This window comes from Pseudomonas sp. 22490 (assembly GCF_052044465.1).
Lineage (GTDB): Bacteria > Pseudomonadota > Gammaproteobacteria > Pseudomonadales > Pseudomonadaceae > Pseudomonas > Pseudomonas aeruginosa.
The window spans coordinates 63686-78145 of sequence record NZ_JBQENS010000021.1; the positions used below are offsets into that span (position 1 = coordinate 63686).

A 14460-nucleotide genomic window follows, 5' to 3' on the forward strand; every position below is an offset into this window, starting at 1 on the left:
GGTTAGCGATGGCCGGGGCCGCCGTCACCCCGCGCTTCGATTGGGGCGGACGGGATGGCAACGGCGCAGTGGGACGGCTTGCAGGCGGTATTTGAGGATCTCGGCGGCTACGGCGCGCTGGCGCGCCAGGCGGCGCAGGGCGAGGGGCCGCTGGTGGGGCATCTGCAACGAACCAACATCCAGCTCGCGGCGATCCCGGTGTTCACCCGCAAGGGGATCGCCGAGACCACGGTCAACGACTTGCTGGAGGCTGCGCGGGTCTCGCGGCGGACTTTCTACAAGTATTTCGCCGGCAAGCTGGAGGTGCTGGAAAGCATCTACCACAGCGCCGTGCAATTGCTGCTGGCGCGCTTCGGCGGGCTGCGCAGCGAGGCCGGCAGCGACGAGGACTGGTTGCGGGCGATGGTCTCGCTGTTCTTCGACTACCACCTGGCGGTCGGTCCGATCATTCGCATGATGCAGGAGGAGGCCCTGCATGCCGGCTCGCCGCTGGCGGCGCACCGGCAGCGCGCGCACCTGAAGATTATCGAGCTGTGGGCCGAGCGCCTGGGCGCCCAGGGCGCGGCCCACGATGCGCTGACCTACCGGGTGCTGATCTGGGCGATGGAGGCGGCTTCGCTGGAGCTGCTCAATGCCAGCGACCCGCTGGAGCTGCCGCGGGTCAAGCGGGTGCTCGGCGACCTGCTGGTGGGTACGCTCTGTCCCCGCACCCAGGCTCCGACGAGACTGCAAGGGTAACAGCCGGGCAGTCGCCGCTCGCGCCTACAGAACCTAGGTTGGGCTCGCAGCCCGCCGTGGCCATGCTCTGATGCCCTGTCATAACAACAAGACGGGAGACGTGCGTCCATGTCCGCGACACCCTATCTGCTGCAACCGCCGCTGGCGGTCGGATTCGCCCGCCTGGGCTTCGGCTCTCTCTCGCTGGAGTCGTTGCGCGAACGCTACGCCGCACCCTCCAGCGGCTCGCGCTTCATCGAGCTGGACGGTTTCCCGCTGCACTACCGCGACGAAGGCAGCCGCGACAAGCCGGTACTGGTGATGATCCACGGCGTAGTGGCCTCGCTGCACACCTGGGACGACTGGGTGAAGGCGATGTCGCCGTACTTCCGCATCGTGCGCTTCGACGTACCGGGCTTCGGCCTGACCGGGCCGGGGCGTGACAGCCGTTACTCTGGCGAGCGCATGGTGGCGATCCTCGGCCAGTTGCTCGATTTCCTGAAGATCGACAAGGCCTCGATCGCCGGCAACTCCCTGGGCGGCTATATCGCCTGGAACTTCGCCCTGGCGCAGCCGCAGCGGGTGGAGCGGCTGGTGCTGATCGACCCGGCCGGTTACCAGATGCGCAAGGTGCCGTGGATGATCGCCTCGGCGGCGCTGCCCGGCTCGACCCTGGTGATGCCGCTGTGGATGCCGCGAGCGCTGATCGCCCAGGGCATCAAGGAAGTCTATGGCGAGCCGGGGCGGATCAAGCCGGGGGTGGTCGACCGCTACTACGATCTGAGCCGCCGCCCGGGCAACCGCAAGGGCATGATGGAGATCTTCCGCGTGTTGCTGAAGGTCAACCGCGAGGAGCTCGGCACCTCCGGCGAACGCATCGCCCGGATCGTCGCGCCGACCCTGCTGATGTGGGGCGAACGCGACCGCTGGATCTCGCCGAAGCATGTACCGCTGTGGCAACGCGACCTGCCGGGGATCCAGGTGAAGACCTATCCGGGCGTCGGGCATATCCCCATGGAGGAGATTCCCGAGCAGACCGCGGCGGATGCACTGCGCTTCCTGATGGCCTGATCCCAGGCCTTCATGAAGAAGCCCGCGCTGGTCAGTCGCGGGCTTTTTAATGCGTGGACGAAAGGCCGAAATACCAGGCAGGGCAGGGAAGCGATGCATGCCCCTCTCGCGGCGCGGAGGGGCGGCGAGGAGGGTCAGGCGGCCTTCGGTTCCGGTTCGAATTGGTCGCGGTACTGCTCGATGAGGTGCAGGTTATTGTGCTGCCAGGGGTGGAAGTCCTTCTTGTAGAAGTCCAGGTACACGCCCACCAGCGAGCGGAACACGCCCTCCTTGCCCCACAGCCACTTGATGCCGTCGCGCCAGACCTTGAAGTTCCACAGCAGGCCGTCGCGCTTGAGCATGTGGACCAGGCCCTTGGTGGTGTCGAGGGCGAAGAAGAAGGTGCCCTGGACCATCGCCCGGCGGCGCAGCCTGGCCTTGCCGTTGACCAGCATGAACACGTCGTAGGCCACCGCCTTGTGCTCGGTTTCCTCCAGTGCGTGCCAGCGCCACAGGCGGGCCATGGTCGGGTCGGCGCCTTCCAGCCACCTGGGGTTGCTCAGCAGGCCGTCGGCCATGATCGCGGTGAGGTGCTCCAGGGCCGCGGTGGCCGCCAGTTGCCGCGACGGGTGCAGTTTCTGCTGGGCGAAGCGGATGCGCCGTTTGGCGCCGCCTTCCAGGCGGTCGATGTCGTAGCCGAGGGCGCGCAGGCGGTCGCTGTAGACTAGGTGCTCGCGGCTGTGGTGGCCTTCCTGGCCGATGAAGCCACGGATCTGTTGCTTCAGCGCCGGGTCCTCGACCCGTTCGCGGTAGTGGCGCACGGAGTCGATAAAGAAGCGCTCGCCATCGGGGAACAGCACCGACATGGCGTTGAACATGTGGGTCTTGAAAGCGTCGCCGCTGTGCCAATGGCGCGGCATCGGATCGGGCAGGTCGAAGTCCAGATGACGCGGGCGGATCTCCAGACCTTCGGGGGTGGTGCTGGCCATAGCGGCTCCCTGTGATGGTGAAGGACCATGGGATCGACTATCGCTTGCGGGGGATAGCCTCACAAGGTTATCTTCTGCCAACTTTCCGGTCATATCCGGCCAGCGGTCAGAACAATAAACAACCATGAAACAACCGCTCAATTTCACCGCCGAACTGGTGCCGGTGGCCTATGCCGAGGCACTCCTCGATCTTGTCGCGGAGTACGGCGTATCCCGCCAGGCGCTGTTCGACGCTGCGCGGGTGCGTCCCGAGGTGCTGGACAGCCCGAACGGCCGCCTGTCCTTCCTCGACTTCAACCAGCTCACCTACAGCGCCCAGGCCCTGTGCGGCGAGCCGGCGCTGGGGCTGGTGCTCGGCCAGCGCCTGAACGTCTCCGCCCACGGCATCCTCGGCTACGCGGTGCTGTCCAGCGCCAACTTGGGCAAGGCCATCCAGTTCGCCCTCAAGTACTACCGGGTGCTCGGCCTGGCCTACGAACTGGAACTGGTGCTCGATGACGGCCGCGCCGAGTTGCGCGCGGTGGAGTCGATGCCGCTGGGCGCCGCTTCGGTGTTCGCCGCCGAGGGCCTGATGGCGACGCTGTATTCCATCGCCTGCTTCCTGGTCGGCGAGCCGTTGCAGGACGTGCGGGTCGGCTTCGCCTATCCGCCGCCGGCCCATGCCCGGCGCTACGCCGAGGTGTTCGGGGTGGCCGCGGAGTTCGAGCAGCCCTGGCACTGGCTGAGCATGCCCAGCGAGTACCTGGAACGACCGATGGCGCTGGCCAACCCGGCCACGGTGCAGATGTGCGAGCAGCAGTGCGAGGCGCTGCTGGCCACCCTGGACGTCCAGGAAGGCCTGCTGACCCGTGTGCGCCGCCTGCTGCTGGCGCGTCCCGGCGACTTCCCCGATCTCGAACAGGCCGCCCGCGAACTGCACACCAGCGGGCGCAGCCTGCGCCGGCACCTGTCGTCGTTGGGCACCACCTACCAGCAGGTCCTCGACGATGTGCGCAAGCGCCTGGCCCTGCAATACCTGACCACCACCCAGCTACCTCTGTACGAGATCGCCCTGCTGCTCGGCTTCAACGATTCGTCGAACTTCCGCCGGGCGTTTCGCAAGTGGACCGGCAAGCTGCCCAGCGACTACCGCGAAGCGCCCTGAGCCGACGCCGGCGATCCTCTGCAGCGGATGGATGTGCCATGCTTGGCGTTTCATAGAAATCCATGGCGCGCTTGCCGCGCCGACCGTGATCGGAGTCTTGCATGTCGACATCCCCCGCGCTGATCCGCGAAACCTTTCCCGTCGGGCCTTTGCAGTGCAACTGCACCATCATTGGCGATCCGCTGACCAGGAAGGCCATCGTCGTCGATCCGGGCGGCGACCACGAACTGATCCTGCAGCGCCTCGACCGCCTCGGCCTGCAGGTGGTCAGCATCATCCATACCCACGCGCACCTGGATCACTTCCTCGCCTCCGGCGAGATGAAGAAGCGCACCGGCGCCAGCCTGCACCTGCACAAGGACGACCAGTTCCTCTGGGACAACCTGGAGATGCAGTGCCAACTGTTCGGCGTGCCCTACACGCCGGTGCCGGCCCCGGACCGCTGGCTGGCCGACGACGAGGAACTGGCCTGCGGTTGCGGAGTGGCACTGCACACGCCGGGGCATACGCCGGGCTCGATGAGTTTCTGGTTCCCCCGGGCGAAGCTGCTGATCGCCGGCGACACCCTGTTCCGCCGTGGCATCGGCCGCACCGACCTGTGGGGCGGCGACTCGGCGGCGATCCAGCGTTCGATCAGGCAGCGTCTGTACAGCCTCGACGAGGACGCCACGGTGGTCGCCGGCCATGGCCCGGACACCACGCTGGGCGAAGAGATGCGCGAGAACCCCTTCGTCAGGGGCTGAAAAGGATTTTTCCGAGCATCGGGAATTTTGCCACTTGGCTATGCTCTAAGATATCGCCCGCCCCTCACGCAGGGGCGTTTCAGTACCTCGAGGAGTAGTTTTCCCATGTTCACCTCCCGTTGCCTGCCTCTGGCCGCAGCCGTCACCGCACTGGCGCTGCTCGCCGGTTGTGCCAACAACAACCCCTACGACACGCAAAGCCAAAGCCAGGGTGGCATGAGCAAGACGGCCAAGTACGGCGGACTGGGTGCGCTGGCCGGCGCCGTCGCCGGCGCTGCGATCGACCACAACAACCGTGGCAAGGGCGCGCTGATCGGCGCTGCCGTTGCCGGCGCGGCCGCCGCGGGTTATGGCTACTACGCCGACAAGCAGGAAGCCGAGCTGCGTCGGCAGATGGAAGGCACCGGCGTGGAAGTGCAGCGCCAAGGTGACGACATCAAGCTGATCATGCCGGGCAACATCACCTTCGCCACCGATTCGGCGAACATCGCCCCGAGCTTCTACGCGCCGCTGAACAACCTGGCGAACTCGTTCAAGCAGTACAACCAGAACACCATCGAGATCGTCGGCTACACCGACAGCACCGGCAGCCGCCAGCACAACATGGACCTGTCCCAGCGTCGTGCGCAGAGCGTGGCCGGCTACCTGACCGCCCAGGGCGTCGACGGCACCCGCCTGAGCACCCGCGGCATGGGCCCGGACCAGCCGATCGCGAGCAACTCCACTGCCGACGGTCGCGCGCAGAACCGGCGCGTCGAGGTCAACCTGCGACCGGTTCCGGGCGCCCAGGGCCCGGCGCAGACCCAGCCGCAGTACTGATCGCGGCCTGGACGAAAAAGCCCGCCATTCGGCGGGCTTTTTCATGGGCGCTGGTCGGCGCTCTTCGTCCTACGCCTTGGCGTTACCGGGAAACTCGCGGTGCAGGCTGTCGAGCAACTGGTCCTTGCGCTCCCACAGCTGGTTGACCCATTGCTGGAATTCCGCGCGGTAGCCGGCGTCCTGGTCGTAGCTCTTGCCGACGAACTGGCGCGGAATCTCCAGTTCCTCGAAGCGCACCACGACGTCCTTCAGGCGTCCGGAAAGCAGGCACCAGAAGGTCGGGCTGCCGTCCGGGTAGTGGATGGTCACGTTGACCAGGGTCTTCAATTGCTCGCCCATTGCGTCGAGGACGAAGGCGATACCGCCGGCCTTGGGCTTGAGCAGGTGGCGGAACGGCGACTGCTGCTCGTCGTGCTTAGCGCGGGTGAAACGGGTGCCTTCGAGGAAGTTGAACACCGCTACCGGGATGCGGCTGAACTTGGCGCAGGCCTTGCGCGTGGTCGCCAGGTCCTGGCCTTTCTTCTCCGGGTGCCTGGCCAGGTAGGCCTTGCTGTAGCGCTTCATGAAGGGGAAATCGAGGGCCCACCAGCACAGGCCGATGATCGGGACCCAGATCAGTTCCTGCTTGAGGAAGAAGCGCAGCAGCGGGATGCGTCGGTTCAACTGGTATTGCAGGACGAGGATGTCGACCCAGCTCTGGTGGTTGCTGGTGACCAGGTAGGAGTGTTGGTACTCCAGGCCCTCCAGGCCCTGGACGTTCCAGCGGGTGCGCTGGACCAGGTTCATCCAGCCCTTGTTGCAGGCGATCCAGCCTTCGGCGATCAGGCTCATGATCTTGCTGCACAGGCGCTGGGCGGCGGCGAACGGCAGGAGCAGCTTGACCAGGGTCATGCCGAACAGCAGGCAGGCCCAGCACAGGGTGCTGGACACCAGCAGCAGGCCGGCCAGGGAGCCGCGCAGGAAATGGGGGAGAAACGACAGCATCAAGGAGTCCTTGTACGTAGGCGCCCGGCCAGGGCCGGGCGCGTGGAGCGGGGCGTGGTCCCGCCGTTCACATGGCACATCCTCGTGCCTGGCCGAAGCCAGTGCCGCCCACTGGGCGGCGTTCCTTCAGGCCGGGGCCTGGGCGTCCGCCTGGATGGCGGTGAGGGCGATGGTGTAGACGATGTCTTCCACCAGCGCGCCGCGCGACAGGTCGTTCACCGGTTTGCGCAGGCCTTGCAGCATCGGCCCGACGCTGACGCAATCGGCGCTGCGCTGCACCGCCTTGTAGGTGGTGTTGCCGGTGTTCAGGTCGGGGAAGATGAACACCGTGGCCTGCCCGGCCACCGGGCTGTTCGGCGCCTTCTGGCGGCCGACGCTGGCGATGGCGGCGGCATCATACTGCAAGGGTCCGTCGATCAACAGGTCGGGGCGCTGCTCGCGCGCCAGGCGGGTGGCCTCGCGAACCTTGTCGACATCCACCCCGGAACCGGAGTCGCCGGTGGAGTAGCTGATCATCGCGACCCGTGCCGGGATGCCGAAAGCCTGCGCCGACGCGGCACTCTGCACGGCGATCTCGGCCAGGTCACTGGCCGAAGGATCGGGATTCACCGCGCAATCGCCGTAGACCAGCACCTGGTCCGGTAACAACATGAAAAACACTGACGACACCAGGTTGTAGCCGGGCGCGGTCTTGATCAGTTGCAGCGCCGGGCGGATGGTGCTGGCGGTGGTGTGGATGGCGCCGGAGACCAGGCCGTCGACCTCGTCCAGGGCAAGCATCATGGTCGCCAGGACCACGCTGTCCTCCAGTTGCTGCTCCGCCATCGGCGCGTTCAGCCCCTTGCCCTTGCGCAGCTCGACCATCGGTTCGACGTAGCGCTGCCGCACCAGGTCAGGGTCGATGATCTCCAGGCCTTCCGGTAGCACGATGCCCTGGGCCTGGGCCACTGCCTGGACCTCCTCCGGCTTGGCCAGCAGCACGCAGCGGGCGATGCCGCGCGCCTGGCAGATCGCCGCCGCCTGTACGGTGCGCGGCTCGCTGCCCTCGGGCAGGACGATGCGCTTGCCGGCCTTCTGCGCGCGTTGCACCACCTGGTAGCGGAACGCCGGCGGTGACAGGCGCAGCTCGCGCGGCGTGCCGCAGCGCTGCTTGAGCCATTCGAAATCGATGTGCCCGGCGACGAACTCGGTGACCCGCTCGGCGCGCTCGCGGTCGTCCACCGGGATTTCCTTGTTCATCCGGTTCAGGTTGGTCGCGGTGTCGTAGGAGCCGGTGGCCACCGACAGCACCGGCAGGCCGCCCTGCAGGGCGCCGCGGCAGAGTTCCATGATCCGCGGGTCGGGCGGGAAGTCGCTGCACAGCAGCAGGCCGGCCAAGGGTACGCCGTTCATCGCGGCCAGGCTGGCGGCGAGGATGATGTCGTCGCGGTCGCCGGGGGTCACCACCAGCACGCCGGGCTTGAGCAGTTGCACGGTGTTGGGCACGGCGCGGGCGCATAGCACGATCTTCTGCACCCGGCGCTGCTCATAGTCGCCGGCGTTGATCACCCGTGCGCTGAGCAGGTCGGCGATGTCGCGGGTGCGCGCGGCGTTGAGTTCGTCCTGCCAGGGAATGCAGCCGATCAGGCGGAAGTCGTCGCGCAGCAGCGGCGAGTGTTCGGTGAGGCGCCGGGCGAAGTCCGCCACGCCGTCCTCGGCGTTGGCCGCGTCGGCCTCGCCGCGGACCTTGTTGAGGATCACCCCGAGCACCTTCGGGTCGCGCGGGCCGCCGAACAGCTGGGCCTGGATCTCGATACGGTCGGTCAGTTCGGTGAGCGTCTCGTTTTCCGGCGCGGAGACCAGGATCACCTCGGCGTCGAGACTCTTTGCCAGGTGGAAGTTGACCCGCGCGGCGTAGCTGGCGTGACGGGTCGGTACCATGCCTTCGACGATCACCACGTCCTTGTCGGCGGCGGCGCGCTGGTAGAGGCTGATGATCTCTTCGAGCAGTTCGTCCAGTTGGCCGTCGCCGAGCATGCGCTCGACCTGGGCCAGCGGCAGCGGCTTCGGCGTATCCAGGCCGTGGGTGCGCGCCACCAGTTCGCTGGAGCGCTCCGGGCCGAGGTCGCCGGGATGCAGTTGGGCGATGGGTTTGAAGAAGCCAACCTTCAGCCCGGCGCGTTCCAGGGCGCGAAGCAGGCCGAGGCTGATCGAGGTGAGGCCGACGCCGAAACCGGTCGGGGCGATGAAGAAGGTATGCATCTGGGCTCCTTAAGCCGTGCGTTTGGCCACGCCGCCTGGTTGGGCGGGGGCGTCGATCCAGTTCAGTCGAGCAGGGCCAGCGTGTCGAGGGCGATCTGCCGCTCTTCGTTGGTCGGGATCACCAGTACCCGCGGATGCCCCGCGGCCTGGATCGGCCCGGCGACGCCGCGCACGCAGCGGGCGTTGGCCTCCTGGTCGAGGCGCAGGTCGAACAGCCGCAGGTGGGCGGCGGTCTTGGCGCGCACCAGCGGCGAGTTCTCGCCGATGCCACCGGTGAAGATCACCCCGTCCAGTTGCGGCAGGGCGCAGCTCATCGCCGCCAGGGACTTGGCCAGGCGGTAGCAGAACACCTCGATCGCCAGGGCCGCGCCGGGGTGGCCCTGCTCGCGCTCCTGCTCCAGGGTGCGCATGTCGTTGGACAGGTCGGAGAGGCCGAGCAGGCCACTTTCGTTGTTCAGCATCGAGTCGATGCGCTCCAGGCTCCAGCCCAGGGTCCGCGCCAGGTGGCTGTGCAGGTTGGGGTCGACGTCGCCGCTGCGGGTGCCCATTACCAGGCCTTCCAGCGGGGTCAGGCCCATGCTGGTGTCGAGGCTCTGGCCGTTGACGATGGCGCAGGTCGAACTGCCGTTGCCGAGGTGGGCGCTGAGCCAACTGCTGTCGCCGACCGCCAACCCGGCCATTTCCGCGGCGCGGTGGCTGACGTAGCGGTGGCTGGTGCCGTGGAAGCCGTAGCGGCGTACGCCATGCTCGCGGTAGAGGGCTTCCGGCAGGGCGTAGCGGTAGGCGTGCTCCGGCAGGCTCTGGTGGAAGGCGGTGTCGAACACGGCGACGTGGGGCAGCTTGGGAAACAGCGTCATCGCTGCCTCGATGCCTTGCAGGTTGGCCGGGTTGTGCAGCGGCGCCAGCGGCGCGGTGGCCCGGATCGCCTCGACCACCCGGTCGTCGATGCGCGTGGCATGGGTGAACAGCTCGCCGCCATGCACCACCCGGTGGCCGATGCCGTGGAGCTTGCCGCCCGCGGCGTTCTGCACCATCGGCAGCAACTGGGCGAGGGCGGCGCGGTGGTCGGCGTTGGGAATCATCAGGCTGTCGCTGTCGCCGCCGCGCTTCCAGCGCAGCACCGCATCGCGGCTGCCCAGGCGCTCGGCGAGGCCGTGCAGGGGAAACAGGGAGTGGGCCTCGTTGACCAGGGCGAACTTGATCGACGAACTGCCGCAGTTGATCACCAGTATGTTGCGTGAGGGCATCACTGCTCCTTGGTCTGCTCTTCTTCTTCCCGGGCACACCAGCCGCAGCGAAATTCGCGGCCGAGCTGTCTGTGCCGCTCGTTTTCGTCAAGGACCCAGGCGCGCGATTGCCAGGGCGGTTGGTGGCGCAGGTGTTGAGTATGGCCACAGGACAAGACTGCCACCCAATGGCCTTCCTCGTCCTGATGAAAATCAATCACCCGCGACGGCGCTCGCGCGCCCCGTTCATCAGGGGCGCGGTCGCTTTCGGGGCTATTGATGCGTACACTTACGCATTCATCTTCTTTATCGAAAAGGTTTCGAACCATGCAGATCGCGGCCAACAAGGCGGTTTCCATCGACTATACCCTGACCAACGACGCCGGGGATGTCATCGACAGTTCCGCTGGTGGCGCGCCGCTGGTCTACCTGCACGGTGCCGGCAACATCATCGTCGGCCTGGAAAAGGCCCTGGAAGGCAAGAACGTCGGTGACGAACTGAGCGTCGCCATCGAGCCGGAAGACGCCTATGGCGAATACAGCGCCGAACTGGTCGCGACCCTGACCCGCGAGATGTTCGAAGGCGTCGACGAACTGGAAGTCGGCATGCAGTTCCACGCCTCGGCTCCGGACGGCGGCATGCAGATCGTCACCATCCGCGACATCGACGGCGACGACGTGACCGTCGACGGCAACCATCCGCTGGCCGGCCAGCGCCTGAACTTCAAGGTCAAGGTAGTCGACGTGCGCGAGGCCAACGCCGAGGAAATCGCCCACGGCCACATCCATGGCGAAGGCGGTCACCACCACTGATCGGCGTTCATTCGCCGATTGATGGCCTGGGCCGTCCGCCGGCGGAACTGCTAAGCTGGTATAGCGAAAGGCGCCTGTGGGCGCCTTTCGCGTCATGCGCCATGCCTGGGCTCTTTACCCCGTCCCTGGGGATGCGCCGCAGCCAGGGTTCTTGCCCGGTGCGGGGCTTGGCACGTTGTGTCGCTGAATGCGCAAGGAGTACGTCATGAGTGCCTTTCACGATCTCACCCTGCAGGGGTTGGATGGACAGGACCTGCCGCTTTCCCCGTTCAAGGGCAAGGTGCTGCTGGTGGTCAATGTCGCCTCCAAATGCGGCCTGACACCCCAGTACGCCGGCCTGGAGAATCTCTACCAGACCTACCGCGAGCGCGGTTTCGCGGTGCTCGGCGTGCCCTGCAACCAGTTCGCCGGGCAGGAGCCGGGCAGCGAGGCGGATATCCAGTCCTTCTGCAGCCTGAACTATGGCGTCAGCTTCCCGATGAGCGCCAAGGTCGAGGTCAACGGCAGCGCGCGGCATCCGCTCTATCGCCTGCTGGCGGGCGAGGGCGCGGAGTTTCCCGGCGACATCACCTGGAACTTCGAGAAATTCCTCCTCGGTCCCGACGGTCGCGTGCTGGCGCGTTTCAGCCCGCGCACGGCGCCGGACGACCCGGCCCTGGTGCAAGCCATCGAGAAGGCCCTGGGTTGATCTCCCGCGGGACGCGTTCGCGTCCCGCCGCTTCCTTTCCTGTCTTGCGCCGCTTCATGACGCAACGCGATAAGCCCCTGCCTGTAACGCCTGATCACCGCCGTTGATAATGCTGGGCGGACGAGACGACCGGTCATATTCTCTCGTTCCATGACTAGCAACCGACTCGACAAGCGCGAACTGATCCTGGCCAAGGGCTCCGAGGTCATGACCCGACGTGGCTACCACGGCACCGGGGTGCTGGAGATCGTCCAGGCCGCGCGCATCCCCAAGGGCTCTTTCTATCACTACTTCGATAGCAAGGAAGCTTTCGCCCAGCAGGCCCTGGAGCACGTCTACGCGCCGCGCCTGGCGCGCTACGCCCAGGCCCTCGGCGATAGCCGCTTCAGCCCGTGCGAGCGGGTGCTGCGCTACTACGGCGAGCTGCTGGAGCACTTCGCCCGCCAGGAAAAGCCCGAATACCACTGCTTCATCGGCAGCCTGAGCTTCGAGATGGCCGAGCTGTCGCCGCCGATCGCGGCCAAGGTCGAGTCGATCCTGCAGGCTTCCGCGCGAATCCTCCAGGACTGTCTGGAGCAGGCGCGCGAGGCCGGCGAACTGGCCGCCGACGAGGACTGCGCGAGCCTGGCCGGCTTCATCGGCTTCGCCTGGCAGGGCGCCCTGGCGCGCTTCAAGGTCGGCGCCGGCCTCGCTCCGCTGAATGCTTTCATGTCGCGCCTGGAGCTGCTGCTCCGCGCCTGATACCTGCCCGAACCTCCCATTCCCCCTCAGGAGTCCGTCCATGAGTGCCCCCGTAGAAGCCCTGTTCCAACCGTTCCGCCTCGGCGCCCTGGAACTGCCCACCCGTGTGGTGATGGCACCGATGACCCGCAACTTTTCCCCCGGCGGCGTACCCAACGCCAAGGTCGTCGAGTACTACCGCCGGCGCGCCGCCGCCGGCGTCGGCCTGATCGTCAGCGAAGGCACAACGGTCGGCCACAAGGCCGCCAACGGCTATCCGAACGTGCCGCGCTTCTATGGCGAGGACGCCCTGGCCGGCTGGAAGCAGGTGGTCGACGCGGTGCATGCCGAGGGCGGGCGCATCGTTCCGCAGCTCTGGCACGTCGGCAGCGTTCGGCGCCTGGGCGTGGAGCCGGACGCCAGCGTGCCCGGCTACGGCCCGATGGAGAAGGCCAAGGACGGCAAGGTGCTGGTCCACGGCATGAGCAAGGCCGACATCCAGGACGTCATCGCCGCCTTCGCCCAGGCCGCCCGCGACGCCCAGGCGATCGGCATGGACGGGGTGGAGATCCACGGCGCCCACGGCTACCTGATCGACCAGTTCTTCTGGGAAGGCAGCAACCAGCGGGACGACGAGTACGGCGGCAGCCTGGCCAATCGCTCGCGCTTCGCCGTCGAGCTGGTGCGGGCGGTGCGCGCGGCGGTCGGCGCGGATTTCCCGATCATCTTCCGCTTCTCCCAATGGAAGCAGCAGGACTATTCCGCGCGCCTGGTGGAAACCCCGGAGGGCCTGCGCGAGTTCCTCGCGCCGCTGGTGGAGGCCGGCGTCGATATCTTCCACTGCTCGACCCGCCGCTTCTGGATTCCCGAGTTCGAAGGCTCGGAACTCAACCTGGCCGGCTGGACCCGCGAGCTGACCGGCAAGCCGACCATTACCGTGGGTAACGTCGGCCTGGACGGCAGCGAGTTCCTGCAATTCTTCGGCAAAACCGACGAGGTGGCGCAGCCGGCGAGCATCGACGGCCTGGTGGAGCGCCTGGACAAGGGCGAGTTCGACCTGGTCGCGGTGGGCCGCGCGCTGCTGGTGGATCCGGAGTGGGCGGTGAAGGTCCGCGAGGGGCGTATCGGCGACATCAAGCCGTTCAGCCGCGAGGCCCTGGCCAGCCTGGTCTGAAGGCGCGTCCGCGACGCACCGGCCCGGCGCCGCGCCGGCAAGCAGATCCCACCCCTCGGGGTGGGATTTTTCATGGCCGTGATTTTTTCCGAAAACCCGCCGTGCGGCCGGCTGACTTCAAAGTCCGAAACGGGCATTGTATGACCGCCAACACAACAATAGGCCGAGAAACGGCCAGAGGAGCGAATCCATGCGTATCGGCCTGGTGGTCGACGCGACCTGCGACCTGCCGCCCGAATTCCTCGCCGCCCACGGCATCCGCGTGATGCCGATCGGGATCCGCCTGGGCGAGCAGCGGCTCATCGATCGACGCGACCCCGACACCACCCTGAGCTTCTACCGCGACCACCTGGCCAAGGTCGGTAGCAAGGACGGCAGCCAGCCGCTCTCCGCCGCCGAGTTGCAACAATGGTTCCTCGACGAACTGGTGACCGACTTCGACTACGTGGTCTGCCTCACCGTCGACAGCCTGCGCAGTCCGATCTTCGAGCACGCCACCCAGGCCTCCTTCGGCCTGCTCCAGCACTACCACGAGCGCCGCCACGCGGCCGGCATCGCCGGTCCCTTCACCCTGCGCGTACTCGACAGCCACTCGGTGTTCGCCGGCATCGCCTGCCTGGCGGCCGAGGGCACGCGCCTGCTGGCGCAGGGCAGCCACCCCAACGCGCTGCGTACGCGCCTCGAACAGCTCAGCCAGCAGACCTGCACCTACCTGGTCGCCGATGACCTGGGCCACTTGCGCCGGCGCGGCTTCCAGAAGGGTGATCGCAGCGGTTTCGTCGACCGGGTCAAGGGCGCAGCGCTGGGGTTGGGCTCGCTGCTCGACGTCAAGCCGGTGTTCAGCCTGGCCGATGGCGAGGACAAACCGGTGGCGCTCTCGCCGAGCTTCGAGAAGTCGGCGGAGAAGCTGTTCGGCTATGCCCTGGCGCGGGTACAGGCGGGTGAGCTGCTGGCACCGCAACTGGGTCTCAGCTATGCCGGCGATCCGACCGCGCTGCGCGACCTGCCGGGCTTCGCCGCGCTGGAGAACGCCTGCCGCGAGCGCGACATCCACTTGCACCTGGGCATGCTCAGCCCTACCGGCGGCATCAATCTGGGCGCCGGGGCCATGAGCCTGGGCTTCATCGCCACGCCGAAAGCCTTTGCCTGAGA

15 protein-coding genes are annotated in these 14460 nt (G+C 67.1%); 10 read left to right on the forward strand and 5 right to left on the reverse strand.

Going from position 1 to position 14460, the window contains the following annotated elements; genetic code table 11:
- Window positions 1–54: 54 nt before the first annotated feature.
- Window positions 55–738 (forward strand): TetR/AcrR family transcriptional regulator, encoded by a 684-nt coding sequence (locus tag ACTJJX_RS22075; RefSeq protein WP_003120766.1) that lies wholly within the window; start codon window positions 55–57, stop codon window positions 736–738.
- A 108-nt stretch (window positions 739–846) separates the two neighbouring features.
- The gene (locus ACTJJX_RS22080) at window positions 847–1788 is read left to right on the forward strand and encodes an alpha/beta fold hydrolase (protein WP_003114217.1); all 942 of its coding nucleotides are present in this window, start codon (window positions 847–849) and stop codon (window positions 1786–1788) included.
- Between the two features lie 134 nt (window positions 1789–1922).
- On the opposite strand, the gene ACTJJX_RS22085 is transcribed toward ACTJJX_RS22080, so the two are convergent.
- A complete protein-coding gene (locus tag ACTJJX_RS22085; protein ID WP_016851927.1) occupies window positions 1923–2756 on the reverse strand; it encodes a metal-dependent hydrolase in 834 nt (277 codons plus the stop codon).
- Between the two features lie 124 nt (window positions 2757–2880).
- On the opposite strand from ACTJJX_RS22085, the gene oruR reads away from it, so the two are divergent.
- The 3 genes from oruR (at window position 2881) to ACTJJX_RS22100 (ending at window position 5462) form a co-directional block, all read left to right on the forward strand.
- Window positions 2881–3900: an ornithine utilization transcriptional regulator OruR gene (gene oruR / locus ACTJJX_RS22090; RefSeq protein WP_003114220.1), complete on the forward strand. Its 1020-nt coding sequence runs from the start codon at window positions 2881–2883 to the stop codon at window positions 3898–3900.
- Window positions 3901–4001: 101 nt separating this feature from the next.
- Window positions 4002–4643: an MBL fold metallo-hydrolase gene (locus tag ACTJJX_RS22095; protein ID WP_003085806.1), complete on the forward strand. Its 642-nt coding sequence runs from the start codon at window positions 4002–4004 to the stop codon at window positions 4641–4643.
- A 105-nt stretch (window positions 4644–4748) separates the two neighbouring features.
- Window positions 4749–5462: an OmpA family protein gene (locus tag ACTJJX_RS22100; protein ID WP_003085808.1), complete on the forward strand. Its 714-nt coding sequence runs from the start codon at window positions 4749–4751 to the stop codon at window positions 5460–5462.
- A gap of 69 nt (window positions 5463–5531) precedes the next feature.
- On the opposite strand, the gene ACTJJX_RS22105 is transcribed toward ACTJJX_RS22100, so the two are convergent.
- From ACTJJX_RS22105 to ACTJJX_RS22120, 4 genes are all read right to left on the reverse strand, one after another.
- On the reverse strand, window positions 5532–6446 hold the full coding sequence (locus tag ACTJJX_RS22105) for an acyltransferase (protein ID WP_003085811.1): 915 nt from the start codon (window positions 6444–6446) through the stop codon (window positions 5532–5534).
- Window positions 6447–6572: 126 nt separating this feature from the next.
- The gene (gene pta, locus ACTJJX_RS22110) at window positions 6573–8687 is read right to left on the reverse strand and encodes a phosphate acetyltransferase (protein WP_003114221.1); all 2115 of its coding nucleotides are present in this window, start codon (window positions 8685–8687) and stop codon (window positions 6573–6575) included.
- A 62-nt stretch (window positions 8688–8749) separates the two neighbouring features.
- Window positions 8750–9934, reverse strand: coding sequence for an acetate kinase (locus tag ACTJJX_RS22115; RefSeq protein WP_003085814.1), 1185 nt, complete (start codon window positions 9932–9934; stop codon window positions 8750–8752).
- A complete protein-coding gene (locus ACTJJX_RS22120; protein WP_003109430.1) occupies window positions 9934–10272 on the reverse strand; it encodes a DUF3565 domain-containing protein in 339 nt (112 codons plus the stop codon). Before ACTJJX_RS22120 ends, ACTJJX_RS22115 begins: the two co-directional genes overlap by 1 nt.
- Here ACTJJX_RS22120 and ACTJJX_RS22125 point away from each other — a divergent pair.
- The 5 genes from ACTJJX_RS22125 (at window position 10241) to ACTJJX_RS22145 (ending at window position 14458) form a co-directional block, all read left to right on the forward strand.
- On the forward strand, window positions 10241–10726 hold the full coding sequence (locus ACTJJX_RS22125; RefSeq protein WP_003085816.1) for an FKBP-type peptidyl-prolyl cis-trans isomerase: 486 nt from the start codon (window positions 10241–10243) through the stop codon (window positions 10724–10726). The two genes, ACTJJX_RS22120 and ACTJJX_RS22125, sit on opposite strands and share 32 nt — an antisense overlap.
- Window positions 10727–10931: 205 nt before the next feature.
- Entirely contained in the window at window positions 10932–11414 is a 483-nt protein-coding gene (locus tag ACTJJX_RS22130) for a glutathione peroxidase (RefSeq protein ID WP_003109429.1), read from the forward strand.
- Between the two features lie 150 nt (window positions 11415–11564).
- Entirely contained in the window at window positions 11565–12155 is a 591-nt protein-coding gene (locus ACTJJX_RS22135; protein ID WP_016263829.1) for a TetR/AcrR family transcriptional regulator, read from the forward strand.
- A 40-nt stretch (window positions 12156–12195) separates the two neighbouring features.
- Window positions 12196–13308 (forward strand): NADH:flavin oxidoreductase, encoded by a 1113-nt coding sequence (locus ACTJJX_RS22140; protein WP_003120762.1) that lies wholly within the window; start codon window positions 12196–12198, stop codon window positions 13306–13308.
- A gap of 190 nt (window positions 13309–13498) precedes the next feature.
- A complete protein-coding gene (locus tag ACTJJX_RS22145) occupies window positions 13499–14458 on the forward strand; it encodes a DegV family protein (RefSeq protein ID WP_014603213.1) in 960 nt (319 codons plus the stop codon).
- Window positions 14459–14460 lie beyond the last annotated feature (2 nt).

Coding starts and splice junctions, on each gene's coding strand:
- ACTJJX_RS22075 (WP_003120766.1), top strand. CDS start 55: ATGGCAACGGCGCAGTGGGACGGCTTGCAGGCGGTATTTGAGGATCTC.
- ACTJJX_RS22080 (WP_003114217.1), top strand. CDS start 847: ATGTCCGCGACACCCTATCTGCTGCAACCGCCGCTGGCGGTCGGATTC.
- ACTJJX_RS22085 (WP_016851927.1), bottom strand. CDS start 2,756: ATGGCCAGCACCACCCCCGAAGGTCTGGAGATCCGCCCGCGTCATCTG.
- oruR (WP_003114220.1), top strand. CDS start 2,881: ATGAAACAACCGCTCAATTTCACCGCCGAACTGGTGCCGGTGGCCTAT.
- ACTJJX_RS22095 (WP_003085806.1), top strand. CDS start 4,002: ATGTCGACATCCCCCGCGCTGATCCGCGAAACCTTTCCCGTCGGGCCT.
- ACTJJX_RS22100 (WP_003085808.1), top strand. CDS start 4,749: ATGTTCACCTCCCGTTGCCTGCCTCTGGCCGCAGCCGTCACCGCACTG.
- ACTJJX_RS22105 (WP_003085811.1), bottom strand. CDS start 6,446: ATGCTGTCGTTTCTCCCCCATTTCCTGCGCGGCTCCCTGGCCGGCCTG.
- pta (WP_003114221.1), bottom strand. CDS start 8,687: ATGCATACCTTCTTCATCGCCCCGACCGGTTTCGGCGTCGGCCTCACC.
- ACTJJX_RS22115 (WP_003085814.1), bottom strand. CDS start 9,934: ATGCCCTCACGCAACATACTGGTGATCAACTGCGGCAGTTCGTCGATC.
- ACTJJX_RS22125 (WP_003085816.1), top strand. CDS start 10,241: ATGCAGATCGCGGCCAACAAGGCGGTTTCCATCGACTATACCCTGACC.
- ACTJJX_RS22120 (WP_003109430.1), bottom strand. CDS start 10,272: ATGGAAACCGCCTTGTTGGCCGCGATCTGCATGGTTCGAAACCTTTTC.
- ACTJJX_RS22130 (WP_003109429.1), top strand. CDS start 10,932: ATGAGTGCCTTTCACGATCTCACCCTGCAGGGGTTGGATGGACAGGAC.
- ACTJJX_RS22135 (WP_016263829.1), top strand. CDS start 11,565: ATGACTAGCAACCGACTCGACAAGCGCGAACTGATCCTGGCCAAGGGC.
- ACTJJX_RS22140 (WP_003120762.1), top strand. CDS start 12,196: ATGAGTGCCCCCGTAGAAGCCCTGTTCCAACCGTTCCGCCTCGGCGCC.
- ACTJJX_RS22145 (WP_014603213.1), top strand. CDS start 13,499: ATGCGTATCGGCCTGGTGGTCGACGCGACCTGCGACCTGCCGCCCGAA.